The sequence below is a fragment of the Variovorax sp. PDC80 genome (genome assembly GCF_900115375.1).
Taxonomy (GTDB): domain Bacteria; phylum Pseudomonadota; class Gammaproteobacteria; order Burkholderiales; family Burkholderiaceae_C; genus Variovorax.
This window is the reverse complement of record NZ_FOWG01000011.1, coordinates 330,238-344,212: the sequence shown is the minus strand read 5'-3', so window position 1 is coordinate 344,212 and position 13,975 is coordinate 330,238. Positions and strand designations below refer to the sequence as shown.

At 69.3% G+C, this 13,975-nt stretch carries 15 protein-coding genes and 3 tRNA genes; 2 read left to right on the top strand and 16 right to left on the bottom strand.

Annotated elements, in window-relative coordinates; genetic code table 11:
* The 12 genes from BM109_RS29535 to trpE form a co-directional block, all read right to left on the bottom strand.
* On the bottom strand, positions 1-90 hold a 90-nt coding region (locus BM109_RS29535; RefSeq protein ID WP_038111923.1), incomplete at its 3' end, for a GTP-binding protein.
* A 78-nt stretch (positions 91-168) separates the two neighbouring features.
* Positions 169-243: transfer RNA gene (locus BM109_RS29530), tRNA-Thr, on the bottom strand.
* Between the two features lie 31 nt (positions 244-274).
* Positions 275-348, bottom strand: a tRNA-Gly gene (locus tag BM109_RS29525).
* A 65-nt stretch (positions 349-413) separates the two neighbouring features.
* Positions 414-499 (bottom strand) — tRNA-Tyr (locus tag BM109_RS29520).
* Between the two features lie 110 nt (positions 500-609).
* The gene (locus BM109_RS29515; RefSeq protein ID WP_093350916.1) at positions 610-1,317 is read right to left on the bottom strand and encodes a uracil-DNA glycosylase; all 708 of its coding nucleotides are present in this window, start codon (positions 1,315-1,317) and stop codon (positions 610-612) included.
* Positions 1,314-2,114, bottom strand: a complete 801-nt coding sequence (gene trpC, locus BM109_RS29510) for an indole-3-glycerol phosphate synthase TrpC (protein WP_093350914.1) — start codon at positions 2,112-2,114, stop codon at positions 1,314-1,316. Before trpC ends, BM109_RS29515 begins: the two co-directional genes overlap by 4 nt.
* Before the next feature lie 29 nt (positions 2,115-2,143).
* Positions 2,144-3,166 carry an anthranilate phosphoribosyltransferase gene (gene trpD / locus BM109_RS29505; RefSeq protein ID WP_093350911.1) on the bottom strand — a complete coding sequence of 341 codons (1,023 nt, stop codon included), beginning with the start codon at positions 3,164-3,166 and terminating at the stop codon, positions 2,144-2,146.
* A gap of 21 nt (positions 3,167-3,187) precedes the next feature.
* Positions 3,188-3,847, bottom strand: a complete 660-nt coding sequence (locus BM109_RS29500) for a LysE family translocator (protein WP_093350909.1) — start codon at positions 3,845-3,847, stop codon at positions 3,188-3,190.
* Positions 3,848-3,874: 27 nt separating this feature from the next.
* Complete coding sequence (gene ltaE, locus BM109_RS29495) at positions 3,875-4,933, bottom strand: low-specificity L-threonine aldolase (RefSeq protein WP_093350906.1); 1,059 nt, start codon at positions 4,931-4,933, stop codon at positions 3,875-3,877.
* Between the two features lie 4 nt (positions 4,934-4,937).
* Positions 4,938-5,522 carry an anthranilate synthase component II gene (locus tag BM109_RS29490; protein ID WP_057597579.1) on the bottom strand — a complete coding sequence of 195 codons (585 nt, stop codon included), beginning with the start codon at positions 5,520-5,522 and terminating at the stop codon, positions 4,938-4,940.
* Complete coding sequence (locus BM109_RS29485) at positions 5,519-5,911, bottom strand: GxxExxY protein (RefSeq protein WP_093350904.1); 393 nt, start codon at positions 5,909-5,911, stop codon at positions 5,519-5,521. The genes BM109_RS29490 and BM109_RS29485 overlap by 4 nt, the downstream gene beginning before the upstream one ends.
* Positions 5,908-7,410 carry an anthranilate synthase component I gene (gene trpE / locus BM109_RS29480; protein WP_093350901.1) on the bottom strand — a complete coding sequence of 501 codons (1,503 nt, stop codon included), beginning with the start codon at positions 7,408-7,410 and terminating at the stop codon, positions 5,908-5,910. Before trpE ends, BM109_RS29485 begins: the two co-directional genes overlap by 4 nt.
* 394 nt (positions 7,411-7,804) lie before the next feature.
* On the opposite strand from trpE, the gene BM109_RS29475 reads away from it, so the two are divergent.
* Positions 7,805-8,383, top strand: coding sequence for a chalcone isomerase family protein (locus tag BM109_RS29475; protein WP_371268859.1), 579 nt, complete (start codon positions 7,805-7,807; stop codon positions 8,381-8,383).
* A 15-nt stretch (positions 8,384-8,398) separates the two neighbouring features.
* Here the strand turns inward: BM109_RS29475 and BM109_RS29470 are convergent, their stop codons facing one another.
* Positions 8,399-9,127: a phosphoglycolate phosphatase gene (locus BM109_RS29470; protein ID WP_177239492.1), complete on the bottom strand. Its 729-nt coding sequence runs from the start codon at positions 9,125-9,127 to the stop codon at positions 8,399-8,401.
* A 55-nt stretch (positions 9,128-9,182) separates the two neighbouring features.
* The gene (locus BM109_RS29465; protein WP_093350969.1) at positions 9,183-10,172 is read right to left on the bottom strand and encodes an ornithine cyclodeaminase family protein; all 990 of its coding nucleotides are present in this window, start codon (positions 10,170-10,172) and stop codon (positions 9,183-9,185) included.
* Between the two features lie 109 nt (positions 10,173-10,281).
* Here BM109_RS29465 and BM109_RS29460 point away from each other — a divergent pair, with 109 nt between their 5' ends.
* Positions 10,282-11,187, top strand: coding sequence for a LysR substrate-binding domain-containing protein (locus BM109_RS29460; RefSeq protein WP_093350896.1), 906 nt, complete (start codon positions 10,282-10,284; stop codon positions 11,185-11,187).
* A 25-nt stretch (positions 11,188-11,212) separates the two neighbouring features.
* On the opposite strand, the gene BM109_RS29455 is transcribed toward BM109_RS29460, so the two are convergent.
* Both BM109_RS29455 and BM109_RS29450 read right to left on the bottom strand, forming a co-directional pair.
* Complete coding sequence (locus BM109_RS29455) at positions 11,213-11,989, bottom strand: enoyl-CoA hydratase/isomerase family protein (protein WP_093350894.1); 777 nt, start codon at positions 11,987-11,989, stop codon at positions 11,213-11,215.
* Positions 11,986-13,965: an acetyl-CoA carboxylase biotin carboxylase subunit gene (locus BM109_RS29450; RefSeq protein WP_093350891.1), complete on the bottom strand. Its 1,980-nt coding sequence runs from the start codon at positions 13,963-13,965 to the stop codon at positions 11,986-11,988. The genes BM109_RS29455 and BM109_RS29450 overlap by 4 nt, the downstream gene beginning before the upstream one ends.
* Positions 13,966-13,975: the final 10 nt, after the last annotated feature.

The following is a 13,975-nucleotide window of genomic DNA, read 5'->3' as shown; positions in this document are numbered from 1 at the left end:
AGCCGTCAGCGTCGTCTTGCCATGGTCAACGTGACCGATCGTGCCCACGTTCACGTGCGGCTTCGTGCGGGTGAATTTACCTTTTGCCATTTTTCGACTCCGAAAAAAAACGATATCAACGTACGCAGATAAGGTCGCAACGCTGCTCTTGCAACCCCTGGGAAAAACTGGTGCCCTTTGCGGGAATCGGACCCGCGACCTCTCCCTTACCAAGGGAGTGCTCTACCACTGAGCCAAAAGGGCTTTTGCCTAAACCTGCATCAAACTCGGTCTCTGGAGCGGGAGACGGGAATCGAACCCGCGTCATCAGCTTGGAAGGCTGGGGTTCTACCATTGAACTACTCCCGCATCGGGGGCACTTCAAGGCACCCAAAGCGCTAGATCCAATCGCTCTTAGAAACCAAATTCATCGCTGGTGGAGAGGGCTGGATTCGAACCAGCGTACTCGTTAGAGGGCAGATTTACAGTCTGCTGCCATTAACCACTCGGCCACCTCTCCGGCGAACCTCGAAATATAGCACGGTTTTGTGACTATGCAGAAACCCGAGCACCAAAAGGAGCGAGGGAAACCGTTCGAGGAATGAACTGCGGGCGATTATCCGCGAATTTTCAGGCCCCCTTCTGGTGCTCCTCACGCCAGGCGCGTGCTTCGCCGAAATGTCCGCATCCGATGAACGGCACGGGCGGGCGCAACGCCGACAGCGGCGAGGGATGATTCGACATCAGCACCTTATGGCGGCCAACGTCGATCAACGCACGCTTACTCTGGGCGTGCGAGCCCCATAGCATGAAAACAACAGGCTTCGCGCCATCGGAAACATGGCGGATCACGGCGTCCGTCAGCACCTCCCAGCCGCGCCCCGAATGGCTGGCCGGCTGGGCCTCCTCGACCGTGAGGCAGGTGTTGAGCAGCAGCACGCCATGCGTCGCCCACTTCACCAGGCTGCCGCCCGGGTTCGGGAACGGCGGCGGCGGCGTGCCGAGGTCGCGCTGCAGCTCCTTGAAGATGTTGCGCAGCGAGGGCGGCAGCGCCACGCCGGGCGCCACGGAGAAGGCCAGCCCCTCGGCCTGGCCGCGCCCGTGGTACGGGTCCTGGCCCAGGATCACGACGCGCACGTCCTCGGGCGGCGTGAGCTCCAGCGCGCGCAGTGGCTGCGGCGGGAAAATCACTGTGCCCGCGTCGAGCCGTTCGCGCAGGAAGGCCTGCAGCTTCTGCCCCACGGCACCGCCGAAGAAGCCATCGACCAGCGGCTGCCAGCCCGGCGCCACCGGCCAGTCGGCCGGATCGCTGCTGACCAACTGATCCGCCCGGCTCATTGGAACAATGCCGCGAGGGCTTCGCCAGGTTCCTCGGCGCGCATGAAGGCCTCGCCGACCAGGAAGGCATGGACGCCCGCGGCGCGCAGCGTGGCGACGTCCTCGCGCGTGGCGATGCCCGATTCGGTCACCGCGAGGCGCTCCTTCGGCAGGCCCGGCAGCAGGCCGATGGTGGCCTGGATCGAGACCTCGAAATTGCGCAGGTTGCGGTTGTTGACGCCCACCAGCGGGGTCTTGAGGCGCAGCGCGCGCTCGAGCTCGGCCGCATCGTGCACCTCGACCAGCACCGCCATGCCCAGGCCGTGCGCGATGGCTTCGAAGTCCTTCATCTGCGCATCGTCGAGGCAGGCGGCGATCAGCAGGATCGCGTCGGCGCCGATCGCGCGCGATTCATACACCTGGTAGGCGTCGACGATGAAGTCCTTGCGCAGCACCGGCAGCTCGCACGAGGCACGCGCCTGCTTCAGGTAGTCGATGCCGCCCTGGAAGAACTGCTTGTCGGTCAGCACCGACAGGCAGGCCGCGCTGATCTTGCCGTCACCTTCGGCATAGCTCTGCGCGATGTCGGCCGGAATGAAATCGGCGCGCAGCACGCCCTTGCTCGGACTGGCCTTCTTGACTTCGGCGATCACGGCGGCCTGGCCGGCCGCGATCTTGGCGCGCAGCGCGCCTTCGAAATCGCGCGTCAGCACGCGGCTTTCGGCGTCGAAGCGAACCGCCTCCAGCGGGCTGCGCTGCTTCGCGGCGGCCACTTCCTGGTGCTTGACGGCAACGATCTTGTCGAGGATGTCGGACATGGCTTCTCTCTTGCTCCTGAATTCCTGGCTCAGACCGAGGTGGTGACCCGCACCAGCTCGGCGAGCTTCGCCTTGGCCGCGCCCGAGGCGATGGCCTCGCGCGAACGCGTCACGCCCGCGGCCACCGAGTCGACCACGTTGGCCGCGTACAGCGCCGCACCGGCGTTGAGCAGCACGATGTCGAGCGCCGGGCCGGCCTGATTGTCGAGCACGCCGAGCAGCATCGCCTTCGACTGCTCGGGCGTCTCCACGCGCAGCGCGCGGTTGCTGGACATCTGGAAGCCGAAGTCCTCGGGATGCAGCTCGTACTCGCTGATCTCGCCGTTCTTGAGCTCGCCCACCAGCGTGGCCGCGCCCAGCGAGATCTCGTCCATGCCGTCGCGGCCGTAGACCACCATCGCATGCTCGGTGCCCAGGCGCTGCAGCGCGCGCACCTGGATGCCCACCAGGTCGGGATGGAACACGCCCATCAGGATGTTGGGCGCACCGGCCGGGTTGGTCAGCGGGCCCAGGATGTTGAAGATGGTCTTGATGCCGAGTTCCTTGCGCACCGGCGCCACGTTCTTCATGGCCGGATGGTGGTTCGGCGCGAACATGAAGCCGATGCCCGACTGCTCGATCGAGCGCGCGATCTGCTCGGGCCTGAGGTTGATGTTGACGCCCAGCGACTCCAGCACGTCGGCGCTGCCCGACTTGCTCGACACGCTGCGCCCGCCGTGCTTGCTGACCTTGGCGCCGGCCGCCGCCGCGACGAACATCGAGCAGGTCGAGATGTTGAAGGTGTGCGAACCGTCGCCGCCGGTGCCCACGATGTCGACCAGGTTCGTGGTGTCGGCCACCGCCACCTTGGTCGACACCTCGCGCATCACCTGCGCGGCGGCGGTGATCTCGCCGATGGTTTCCTTCTTCACGCGCAGCCCGGTGATCAGCGCGGCCATCATCACGGGCGAACACTCGCCGCTCATGATGAGCCGCACGATGTGCAGCATCTCGTCGTGGAAGACTTCGCGGTGCTCGATGGTGCGCTGCAGCGCTTCCTGGGGGGTGATCATGGAAAGTCTCCTCGGGATGAATCAGCGGCCGATGCGCGCCGCGGGGGCGTCGGTGAACGCGAGCTTGAGGCCGAAGCCGATGAAAAGAATGCCGGCGGCGCGGTCGAGCCAGTGCATGCCCTTCTGCACGGCGCCGCGGCGCGCCATCCAGCCCGCCGCCAGCGCCCAGCCCACGTTGACGGGGATCGCGTTGAGGTTGAACAGCACGCCGAGCAGCACGAAGTACAGCGCCTTGTGGTCGGCCCCGGGCGCGATGAACTGCGGCACGAAGGCCAGGAAGAACAGCGCCACCTTGGGATTGAGCACGTTGGTCCAGAAGCCGCCGAGGAAGATCGCCTTGAGGCTGCGCGTCCCGGTGGCCGCCGCGGCCTGCGCCAGGTCGGTCGGCGGCGCGGCGCGCGACAGCACCATGCGCACGCCCAGGTACAGCAGGTAGGCCGCGCCGATGTACTTGAGCACGGTGAAGGCCGCGGCCGAGGTCGCCATCAACGTGCCGACGCCGATGGCCGCCGCGAAGATGTGGACGAAGCAGCCGGCGGTGATGCCGAGCCCGGCGACGATGCCGGCGCGCACGCCCGAGCGCAGCGAGTGGGTGACCACGTAGAGCACGTCGGGCCCCGGCGTCAGGTTCAGCAGCCAGCCGGCGGCGATGAAGGCCAGCAGATGGGGAAGATCGGGCATGGCGTTCTCCTCTCCTCGAACGACGGATCAGGCTGCGAAGTAGGCCCGGATCGCGGCCACCGCGCGGTCGACGCCGGCGGCATCGACATCGAGGTGCGTCACGAAGCGCAAGCGGTACAGGCCCGTGGCCAGGATGCCCTGGCGCTCGAGGTTCTCGATCAGCCCCGCCGAGCGCGCCTTGGCCTCGCCCTCGAGGTCGACGAAGACGATGTTGGTGTGCGGCATCTCGAGCTTCAGCCCTTCGATGCCCGCGAGCCCCTGCGCGAGGCGCAGCGCCAGCGCATGGTCGTCGGCCAGCCGGTCGACGTGGTGCTCGAGCGCATGCGCGGCCGCGGCCGCCAGCAGCCCGGCCTGGCGCATGCCGCCGCCCGCCATCTTGCGGATGCGGTGGGCGCGCGCGATGAAGTCGCGCGAACCGACCAGCGCCGAGCCGATCGGCGCGCCCAGGCCCTTGCTGAAGCACACCGACACGCTGTCGAAGCACTGCGCGATGCGGCGCGCCTCGGCGCGCACGTCGGTGCTTCCGTTCTTCGCCGCCTGCGCGGTCGCCGCGTTGAAGAGGCGCGCGCCGTCCAGGTGCCGCTGCAGCCCGTGGCGCGCGGCCAGTTCGGTCGCCGCCTGCACGTAGTCGAAGGGCAGCAGCTTGCCGCCCAGCGTGTTCTCGAGCGCCAGCAGCCGGGTGCGCGCGAAGTGCGCGTCGTCGGGCTTGATCGCCGCCTCGATCTGCGCGAGCGGCAGCGTGCCGTCGGCCGCGTGGTCCAGCGGCTGCGGCTGCACGCTGCCGAACACCGCCGCGCCGCCGCCCTCCCAGCGGTAGCAGTGCGCCATCTGGCCGACGATGTATTCGTCGCCGCGGCCGCAGTGCGCGAGGATCGCGCTGAGGTTGCTCTGCGTGCCGGTCGGCACGAACAGCGCCGCCTCGAAACCCAGCAGCGCCGCGATCTTCTCCTGCAGCGCGTTCACGCTCGGGTCGGTGCCGAAGACGTCGTCGCCCAGCGGCGCCGCCATCATGGCGTCGCGCATCGCCGGCGTGGGTTGCGTGACGGTGTCGCTGCGCAGGTCGACGATGGCGGTGCGGTCGGTCATGGCTTCAATCCAGGAAGTTCTTGAGCATGGCGTGGCCGTGCTCGGTGAGTATCGATTCGGGGTGGAACTGCACGCCTTCGATGCGCACGTCGTGCGCGTAACCGGTGTGCCGCACGCCCATGATCTCGCCGTCGTCGGTCCAGGCCGTGACGGCCAGGGCCTCGGGGCAGCTCGCGCGCTCGATCGACAGCGAGTGGTAGCGGTTGACGACGAAGGTCTTCGGCAGCCCCGCGAACACGCCCTCCTGCGTGGTCGTGATCTCGCTGGTCTTGCCGTGCATGAGCTGCTGCGCGCGCACGATCCTGCCGCCGAAGGCCGCGCCGATGGCCTGGTGGCCGAGGCACACGCCGAGAATGGGCAGCTTGCCCGCGAAGGCCTCGATGGCCGCCACCGACACGCCCGCTTCCGCCGGCGAGCACGGCCCGGGCGACACCACCAGCCGCGTCACGCCCGAGGCGATCAGCTCGCCGATCTGCGCGACCGTGATCTCGTCGTTGCGATGCACCTGCACGTCGGCACCCAGCTCGCCGAAGTACTGGACGATGTTGTAGGTGAACGAATCGTAGTTGTCGATCATCAGCAGTTTCATGGCTTGCTCACAATCCGGTGCACGCCCTTGACGACGGGGAACACGTTGAAGTTGATCAGGAGGCCCAGCTTGAGGCCCGACAGGCGCAGCGCGGCGAGCACCTGCGCGCGATGCTGGTCGGTCAGCGCGTCGACCGCCTTGAGTTCGACGATGACCGATTGCTCGATCACGAAGCCCGCGCGGTAGACCTCGCCGAGCGAACGGCCCTTGTAGCTGGCCGACAGCGGCACGTCGCGCGCGAAGCCGATCTCGCGCTCGGCGAGCTCGATGGCCAGCGCCGCGGCATAGGCGCGTTCGTCGAGCCCCGTGCCGAGCACGCGCTGCACCTCGACGGCGGCGCCGATGATCTCGTGCGAGAAATCGTTCTGGATATCGGGTGCGTTGCTCATTCCAGGCCTTCCTCGACCAGTTCGGCGGCACGCAGCAGTGCACGCGCCTTGGCCTCGGTTTCCTTCCATTCGAGCTCTGGCACCGAATCGGCCACCACGCCGGCCGCGGCCTGCACGTGCAGCACCTGGTCCTTCACGATGCCGGTGCGGATCGCGATCGCGACGTCCATGTCGCCCGCGTAGCTGATGTAGCCGCAGGCGCCGCCGTACAGGCCGCGCTTGGTGGGCTCGAGCTGGTCGATCAGTTCCATCGCATGCACCTTGGGCGCGCCGGTCAGCGTGCCGGCCGGGAAGGTGGCCTTGAGCACGTCGATGGCGGTCATGCCGTCCTTCAGCGTGCCTTCGACGTTGCTCACGATGTGCATCACGTGGCTGTAGCGCTCCACCGCGAAGGCTTCCGTCACCTTCACCGTGCCGGTCTTGGCGATGCGGCCGATGTCGTTGCGCGCGAGGTCGATCAGCATCACGTGCTCGGCGCGCTCCTTCGGGTCGTTGATCAGTTCGACCTCGGCCGCCTTGTCGAGCTCGAGCGAGGCGCCGCGCGGGCGCGTGCCGGCCAGCGGGCGGATGGTGATCTTCTGCTCGCCCTCGCCCGTGTGCTCCTGGCGCACCAGGATCTCGGGCGAAGCGCCCACCACGTGGAAGTCGCCCAGGTGGTAGTAGTACATGTAGGGCGAGGGATTGAGCGAGCGCAGCGCGCGGTACAGCGACAGCGGCGACTCGGTGTAGCGCTTGCTGATGCGCTGGCCCACCTGCACCTGCATGAAGTCGCCGGCGGCGATCATCTCCTTGGCTCGCTCCACCGCCGCGAGGTAGTCGGCCTTGGCGAAGCTGCGCTCGGCCGGATGCGGCTGCGTGGGCTTCACGATCGGCGCGCTCACCGAGTACTTGAGCTTTTCCTTGAGCTCGCGCAGCCGGCGCTTGGCGTTGGCATAGGCCTCGGGCTGCTTCGGATCGGCATAGACGATCAGGTAGAGCTTGCCCGAGAGGTTGTCGATGACCGCCAGTTCCTCGCACTGCAGCAGCAGGATGTCGGGACAGCCCAGCGTGTCGGGCGGGCAGCTCTTCTCGAGCTTGCGCTCGATGTGGCGCACGGTGTCGTAGCCGAAGTAGCCGGCCAGCCCGCCGCAGAAGCGCGGCAGCCCGGGCCGCAGCGCGACCTTGAAGCGCTTCTGGTACTGCGCCACGAAGTCGAGCGGATTGCCCGCGGCGGTCTCGACCACCTGGCCGTCGGTCACGACCTCGGTGACGGCCTCGGCACCGAAGCCGCTGGCACGCAGCAGGGTGCGCGCCGGCAGGCCGATGAAGCTGTAGCGGCCGAAGCGCTCGCCGCCCACGACCGATTCGAGCAGGAAGCTGTGCTTGCCGCCGCCTTGCGAATGGGCCAGCTTGAGGTAGAGGGACAGGGGGGTTTCGAGGTCGGCAAAGGCCTCGGCCATCAGCGGGATGCGGTTGTAGCCCTGGGCGCTGAGGCTCTTGAATTCGAGTTCGGTGATCACGTGTCGTTCTCCGGAAAGCCGGCCCGGCGCGCTTTCATCGGCCGGGAGCGGTCTCATTCACAAACAGAGGGGGTTGGTTCGGCGTCGGGGCGATCCGGAACCTCGGGCGCACGGCGTGCGCCGTGCAATCAAACAGGCAGCGTCGATGGCGTACGCCAGGGCCAGGCTCCCCGGCTGCCTTCACCTGTCTGATGGATGTGATGAACGAACATGAGGGCCGGAGTTTAGCCCACGAGAACGCGGCCGCGCGCAAACCCGCGCTTCAGGGTTCGTCCGGAGCCGGGGCGATAAAACGAAAAGATACATTCGCACGACCGTTCGCAAATTTCCAGAGGAGGCCGCCTTGTCCGCACGCTCGACCGCACTTCCGCTCGTGTCACCGGCGCTCGCGCGCCTGTTCCTGCTGGCCGGTCTCGCGGCGGCGCTGGCCATCGCCGCGCCGGTGCGCGCCGCCCCGGTCGAGGTCGCGGGCGTCAAGCTCGAGGACAACCTCGAGCTGCGCGGCACGCCGCTGCAGCTCAATGGCGCCGGCGTGCGCTACAAGGCCATCCTCAAGGTCTACACGGCCGGCCTCTACATGGGCCGCAAGGCCTCGACCACCGAGGAGGCGCTGGCCGTGCCCGGCCCGAAGCGCGTGGCGATCACCATGCTGCGCGACATCGACGCCAACGAACTCGGCAAGCTCTTCATCAAGGGCGTGGAGGACAACTCGCCCAAGAGCGAGATGGGCCAGCTGATCCCAGGCCTCTTGCGCATGGGCCAGATGTTCGCCGACCAGAAGCAACTCAAGGCCGGCGACACCTTCACCATCGACTGGCTGCCCGGCACCGGCACGCTGATCACGGTGCGCGGCGTGCCGCAGCCCGATCCCGTGAAGGAACCCGCCTTCTTCAACGCGCTGCTGCGCATCTGGCTCGGCCCGAACCCGGCCGACTGGAAGCTCAAGGACGCGCTGCTCGGCAAGCCGGCCTGAGCGGCGGCCAGCGCCTCAGGCGCGCGGCGCCGCCAGTTCGGCCAGCGAATCGACGAAGCCGTCGGCATCGACCGCGCGCACCGGCTCGCCGTGGTTGTAGCCGTAGGTGACCAGCACCACCGGACAGCCGGCCGCGCGCGCGGCACGCGCGTCGTTGCTCGAGTCGCCGATCATCAGCGTGCGCGCGGGCTGCGTGCCCAGCGCCTCGCAGGTCTTCAGCAGCGGCAGCGGATCGGGCTTCTTGCGCTCGAAGGCATCGCCGCCGAACACGCGCTCGAAAAAGCCGTCGAGCCCCTTCTGGGCCAGCAGCGGCTGCGCGAAGGCGGTCGGCTTGTTCGTGAGGCAGGCCAGCTTCAGCCCCCGGTCGCGCAGCGCCTGCAGCCCCTCGACCACGCCCGGATACACCGCCGCATGCTGGCCGTTGATCGCGAGGTAGTGGTGCTGGTAGCGCTCCCAGCCGCGGTCGAACTGCGCCTGCGCGCGCGCCAGGGCGGCGGGTGCGTCGGCACCGTCCGCCGCGGCCACGTACTGCAGTACCGACAGGATCAGGTGCTCCGAGCCCTTGCCGATCATCAGTTCGATGCGCTCGCGCGGCAGCGCAGCCAGACTGAGGTCCTCGAGCATGCGGTTCACGGCCACGGCGAAATCGCCGAGCGTGTCGATGGTGGTGCCGTCGAGGTCGACGATGGCGGCGTCGAAGCGGGTGAGGTCGAAATCGATGGAGTTCAAGGAAGAAGGGCTCATGGCGTTGCGAAGACTGCCCGCGACTTTACAGAGCCCCGCCGGCGGATGACGTGGCTCACCACGCCATCGTCTCACCGCCACCTTCGCGCAGCGCGGCCGCATGGGCCAGGTTGGCCGCCACCATGTCTTCCATCGCGATCCCCATGGCCTTGTAGACCGTGATCTCGCGCGCATCGCGCCGGCCCGGCGAAGTGCCGAGCACGACCTCGCCGAGCGTGGTCGCGCGCCGGCGGTCGCAGCTCGCGAGCTCGGCGCAACCCACGGGCACGGGCTCGAAGGCATCGAGCGTCTCCACGAACAGGCGCGCCTCGCGCGCGAGCGCCACCGGCAGTTCGCCCGCCGGCGGGTGGTAGCCGACCGAGGACACGTGGGCGCCGGGCTTGAGCCACTCGGGGCGGATCACGGGCTGGGCGCTGTGACTCGCGAGGCAGACGATGTCCGAGTCGCGCACGGCCGCCTCGATGTCCTCGCCGGCCCGCGCGAGCGGATGCCGCGCCGCGAGCCGCCGCGCCTCCTCGGGATGCAGTGCGCAGACATGGATGCGCTCGAGGTCACGGACCAGCGGCAGCAGCCGCAGGTGCTCGCGCGCCTGCACGCCCGCGCCCACGATGGTCGCGACGCGCGCGTCCTGACGCGCCAGCAGCCGCGCCGACAGCACCGCCGAAGCGGCCGTGCGGATGCCGGTGATGAAGGTGCCGTCCATCACGCACGAGGCCATGCCCGTCTCGGGCTCGAACAGCAGGATCATCGCGAGGTGGTTCGGCAGCCCGAGCGCGAGGTTGCCGTCGAAGACGTTGACCACCTTGATCGCCATCTGCATGCCCGGGCGCCATGCCGGCATCGCGAGCGAGAAGCCCTGGCCCGGCACCGTGAGCTCGGGCCGCGCCGGCGACTGCACCTCGCCGCGCGCCAGCGCGCGAAAGCCGTCCTCGAGGCCGTCGAGCAGTGCGCGCGGATCGAGAAGGCGCGCCACCTCGGCTTCGCTCAGCGTCATGACGCGGCGCGGTCCCTTCGCGATCTCGAACGCGGCAGGCTGGTTGCTCATGTGAATCTCCTTCATTGATGTGAAGGGGAATTTTGCGAAGCCGCCTTGCTTCGTTCAATTGATTCGTTCTGCGTTGACGTGAAGCAAACTCACTTCTAGGATCGCCCGCATGCCGCTGCCCCTGTTCCTGCTCACGAAGCTGCGCGCCTTCGAGTCGGTGGCCCGGCACGGCAGTTTCAAGCGCGCGGCCGAGGAACTGCACGTCACGCAGTCGGCCCTGAGCCACCATGTGCGCCATCTCGAGGCCGAGCTCGGCATGCCGCTGGTGCTGCGCTCGCACCGCCGCATCGAGCTCACGGCCGAGGGACGCCAGCTCTGCGCCGATTGCGCCCAGGGCTTCCAGGGCCTCGAGGCCGCGATCGACCGGCTGCGCCGCGCCGCGCGGCCCGACACCCTGGCGCTGAGCGTCGCCCCGTACTTCTCGGCGCGCTGGCTCACGCCGCGCCTCGGGCGGCTCTGGGCGCGGCATCCGCGGCTGCACCTGCAGCTGCACCACGCCTACCAGCCCGCCGATTTCCTGCGCGATCCGGTCGATGCCGGCATCGGCTGGGGCGACGGGCGCTGGCCCGGCGTCGAGGCCCGGCTGGTCGTGCCGGGCACGCTCACGCCCGTGTGCAGCCCCGCCTGCCTGGCCACGCTGCCGCGCAAACCCAGGCCGCGCGACCTGCGCGGCCGCCGCCTGTTCCACGAGTTCGATGCCGCGCACTGGAGCGCCTGGTTCGCAACGACGGGCGTGGACACGGACGTGGACGCGGACCCGCTCGACACCACCCGCATCGACGACTCCCACGCGCTGCGCCGCACCGCGCTCGACGGCCATGGCTTCGCGCTGTTCTTCACGGCGCTGGTGCGCGAGGACCTCGATGCCGGACTGCTGGTGGCGCCGTTCGCGCACACCGTCGATCCGGGGAGCGCCTATTACCTCGTGCGTCCCGCGGACCGCGCGCCGAGCGCGGCGCTGCAGTCGTTCACGCAGTGGCTCATGGACGAGATGGCCAGCGCGCCCTTCGCCTGACAAGGTGTGAGCCCGCCGGCCGCGCTCAGCGCCCGGTCCACACTGGCCTGCGCTTCTCGTTGAACGAGGCCAGCCCTTCCTTCGCATCCTGCGTGCCCGCAAGCAGCGCGATCTGCCCCTCGGTGAAGGCGATGCCCTCGTCGAAGGACATGGCCTCGAGCGCGCGCATCGCGTACTTGCCCCGGCGGATCGCGGTCGGTGACTTGTCGGTCAGGCGCTCGAGCAGCCATTGCGTCTTCGCATCGAGTGCGTCGGCCGGCACCACGTGGTTCAGCAGCCCGGCTTCCTTCGCCTCGGCCGCGCCGAAGGGCTCGCCGCTCAGGCACCACTCGCGCAGGGTGCGGCGCGGCACGATGCGCTGCAGCAGGCTCAGCACCTGCATCGGGAACAGGCCGATCTTCACTTCGGGCAGGCCGAACTGCACCGTGTCGGCGGCCACCGCGAGGTCGGTCATGCACAGGAGGCCGATGCCGCCGGCCATGCAGGTGCCGTTGATGCGCGCGATGCTCGGCAGGGTGCCTGCCTGCGTCTCGCGCAGCAGGTCGGCGTAGTCGAGCGTGGGCTGCGCGAGGTCGAACGCGAAGCCCGCGCCGGGCTGCAGGTCGCCGCCGGCGCAGAAGGCCTTCTCGCCCGCGCCGGTCAGCACGATGGCGCGCACCTCGGGATCGGCATGCGCGAGGCGCCAGCCTTCGCGAATGCCGGCCACCACCTCGGCGTTGAGCGCGTTGCGCTTGTCGGGACGATTGATGGTGATCCAGAAGGCGCGGTCGCGCTTCTCGTGCAATACGGCGGCGGTGCTCATGGCGCGACTCCTTCAGTGACAGCGACCTCGATCTCGGCCACGACACGGCGCGCCTCGACCTGGTCGCCGATGCGCACATGCAGCGCGGCCAGCCGGCCGCTCACCGGCGCGGCATGCACATGCTCCATCTTCATCGCCTCGAGCGTGAGCAGCGGCTGCCCCGCGCGCACGACCTGGCCGGGCTCGGCCAGCACCGCGACCACGCGGCCGTTCATCGAGGCGCGCAGCTTGCCGTCGCCACCGCCCGCGCCGCCCTGGCGCACGGAGGCCGCGCGCGTGGTGTCCTCGATGCGCAACGCACGGTCGCGGTACTGCAGCCACAGCAAGGTGCCGTCGCGCCAGTACGCGGCGCTCTCGTGCACGCCATCGCAGGCGAAGCGCACGCTGTCGTCGCCGTGCTCGATCAATTCGATCGAGAAAGCCTGCGCATCGAGCGTGACCTGGAACCGGCGCGACGCGATCAACGCGACGCTCGCATGCCGCGTCTGTCCCGCGAGCTCGAAGCGCAGCGAGATCGGCAGCTTGTGCGGCAGCCGCCGCGCCTGCGTGTCGTCGGCGCGCTCGTACAGCAGCACCGCCGCGAGCGCGGCCGCGCGTGCGGCCGCGGCCTCGTCGGCCTGCAGCAGCGCCGCCTGGTGCTCGCCGATGAAGGCCGTGGTGGCACCGCCCGCCGCGAACACCGGATGCACGAGGCAGGCGCGCAGAAAGGACTGGTTGGTCGTCACGCCCAGCGCCACCGCGTCCTCGAGCCCCGTGGCCAGCTTGCGCCGCGCCTCCTCGCGCGTGCGGCCATGGGCCACGAGCTTGGCGATCATCGAGTCGTAATACGGCGGCACCTCGGCACCCGAATGCAGCGCATGCTCGGCGCGCAGTTGCGGCGGCATCCGCCACAGCGCGAGCGTTCCGCTCTGCGGCACGAAGCCCTGCGCCGCATCTTCCGCGCACAGCCGCACCTCGATCGCATGGCCCTCGAAGCGCACGTCCTGCTGCGCGAGCGGCAGCGGCTCGCCCGCGGCCACGCGCAGTTGCAGTTCCACCAGGTCGAGGCTGGTCACGGCCTCGGTCACGGGATGCTCGACCTGCAGCCGCGTGTTCATCTCCATGAAGTAGAAGTTGCCGCCGCCGTCGAGCAGGAACTCGAGCGTGCCCGCGCCCTCGTAGCGGATCGCCTTCACGGCCGCCACCGCGGCCGCGCCCATGCGTTCGCGCAGCGCGCCGTCCACCGCCGGTGAGGGTGCCTCCTCGATCAGCTTCTGGTGCCGCCGCTGCACCGAGCAGTCGCGCTCGCCCAGGTGGATGGCATGGCCGTGGCGGTCGGCGAAGACCTGGATCTCGATGTGCCGCGGCTGCGCGATCGCGCGCTCGAGGATCACCTCGGGATCGCCGAAGGCGCTCTGCGCCTCCGAGCGCGCGCTGCGCAGCAGCGGCGCGAACTCCTCGGCAGACGGCACCAGCCGCATGCCGCGCCCGCCGCCGCCGGCCGTGGCCTTGATCATCACCGGGAAGCCGATGCGCGCGGCCTCCCGCGCGAGCCGCTCCTCGCCTTGATCCTCGCCCTGGTAGCCCGGAATGCAGGGCACGCCCGCGGCCTGCATCAGCGCCTTGGCGCCGGCCTTGTGGCCCATGGCCTCGATGGCCTCGGCCGAGGGCCCGATGAAGACCAGCCCGGCCTCCGCGCAGGCGCGCGCGAAGGCGGCGTTCTCGGCCAGGAAGCCGTAGCCCGGGTGCACCGCGTCGGCGCCGGTGCGGCGCGCGGCCTCGACGATGGCCTCGATGCGCAGATAGGACTGCGCGGGCAGCGCCTCGCCGATGCACACGGCCTGGTCGGCCTCGCGCACATGGCGCGCGCCGGCATCGGCGCTCGAATACACCGCCACCGTGCGGTAGCCGAGGGCGCGCGCGCTGCGCATCACGCGCAGCGCGATCTCGCCGCGATTGGCGATCAGGATCTTGTGGAAGGGCGTGGCCTGGGTCATGGACTGTTCC

Coding starts and splice junctions, on each gene's coding strand:
- BM109_RS29490 (WP_057597579.1), bottom strand. CDS start 5,522: ATGAAACTGCTGATGATCGACAACTACGATTCGTTCACCTACAACATC.
- BM109_RS29515 (WP_093350916.1), bottom strand. CDS start 1,317: ATGAGCCGGGCGGATCAGTTGGTCAGCAGCGATCCGGCCGACTGGCCG.
- BM109_RS29485 (WP_093350904.1), bottom strand. CDS start 5,911: ATGAGCAACGCACCCGATATCCAGAACGATTTCTCGCACGAGATCATC.
- BM109_RS29460 (WP_093350896.1), top strand. CDS start 10,282: ATGCCGCTGCCCCTGTTCCTGCTCACGAAGCTGCGCGCCTTCGAGTCG.
- ltaE (WP_093350906.1), bottom strand. CDS start 4,933: ATGACCGACCGCACCGCCATCGTCGACCTGCGCAGCGACACCGTCACG.
- trpD (WP_093350911.1), bottom strand. CDS start 3,166: ATGATCACCCCCCAGGAAGCGCTGCAGCGCACCATCGAGCACCGCGAA.
- BM109_RS29470 (WP_177239492.1), bottom strand. CDS start 9,127: ATGAGCCCTTCTTCCTTGAACTCCATCGATTTCGACCTCACCCGCTTC.
- BM109_RS29500 (WP_093350909.1), bottom strand. CDS start 3,847: ATGCCCGATCTTCCCCATCTGCTGGCCTTCATCGCCGCCGGCTGGCTG.
- trpC (WP_093350914.1), bottom strand. CDS start 2,114: ATGTCCGACATCCTCGACAAGATCGTTGCCGTCAAGCACCAGGAAGTG.
- BM109_RS29455 (WP_093350894.1), bottom strand. CDS start 11,989: ATGAGCACCGCCGCCGTATTGCACGAGAAGCGCGACCGCGCCTTCTGG.
- BM109_RS29465 (WP_093350969.1), bottom strand. CDS start 10,172: ATGAGCAACCAGCCTGCCGCGTTCGAGATCGCGAAGGGACCGCGCCGC.
- BM109_RS29450 (WP_093350891.1), bottom strand. CDS start 13,965: ATGACCCAGGCCACGCCCTTCCACAAGATCCTGATCGCCAATCGCGGC.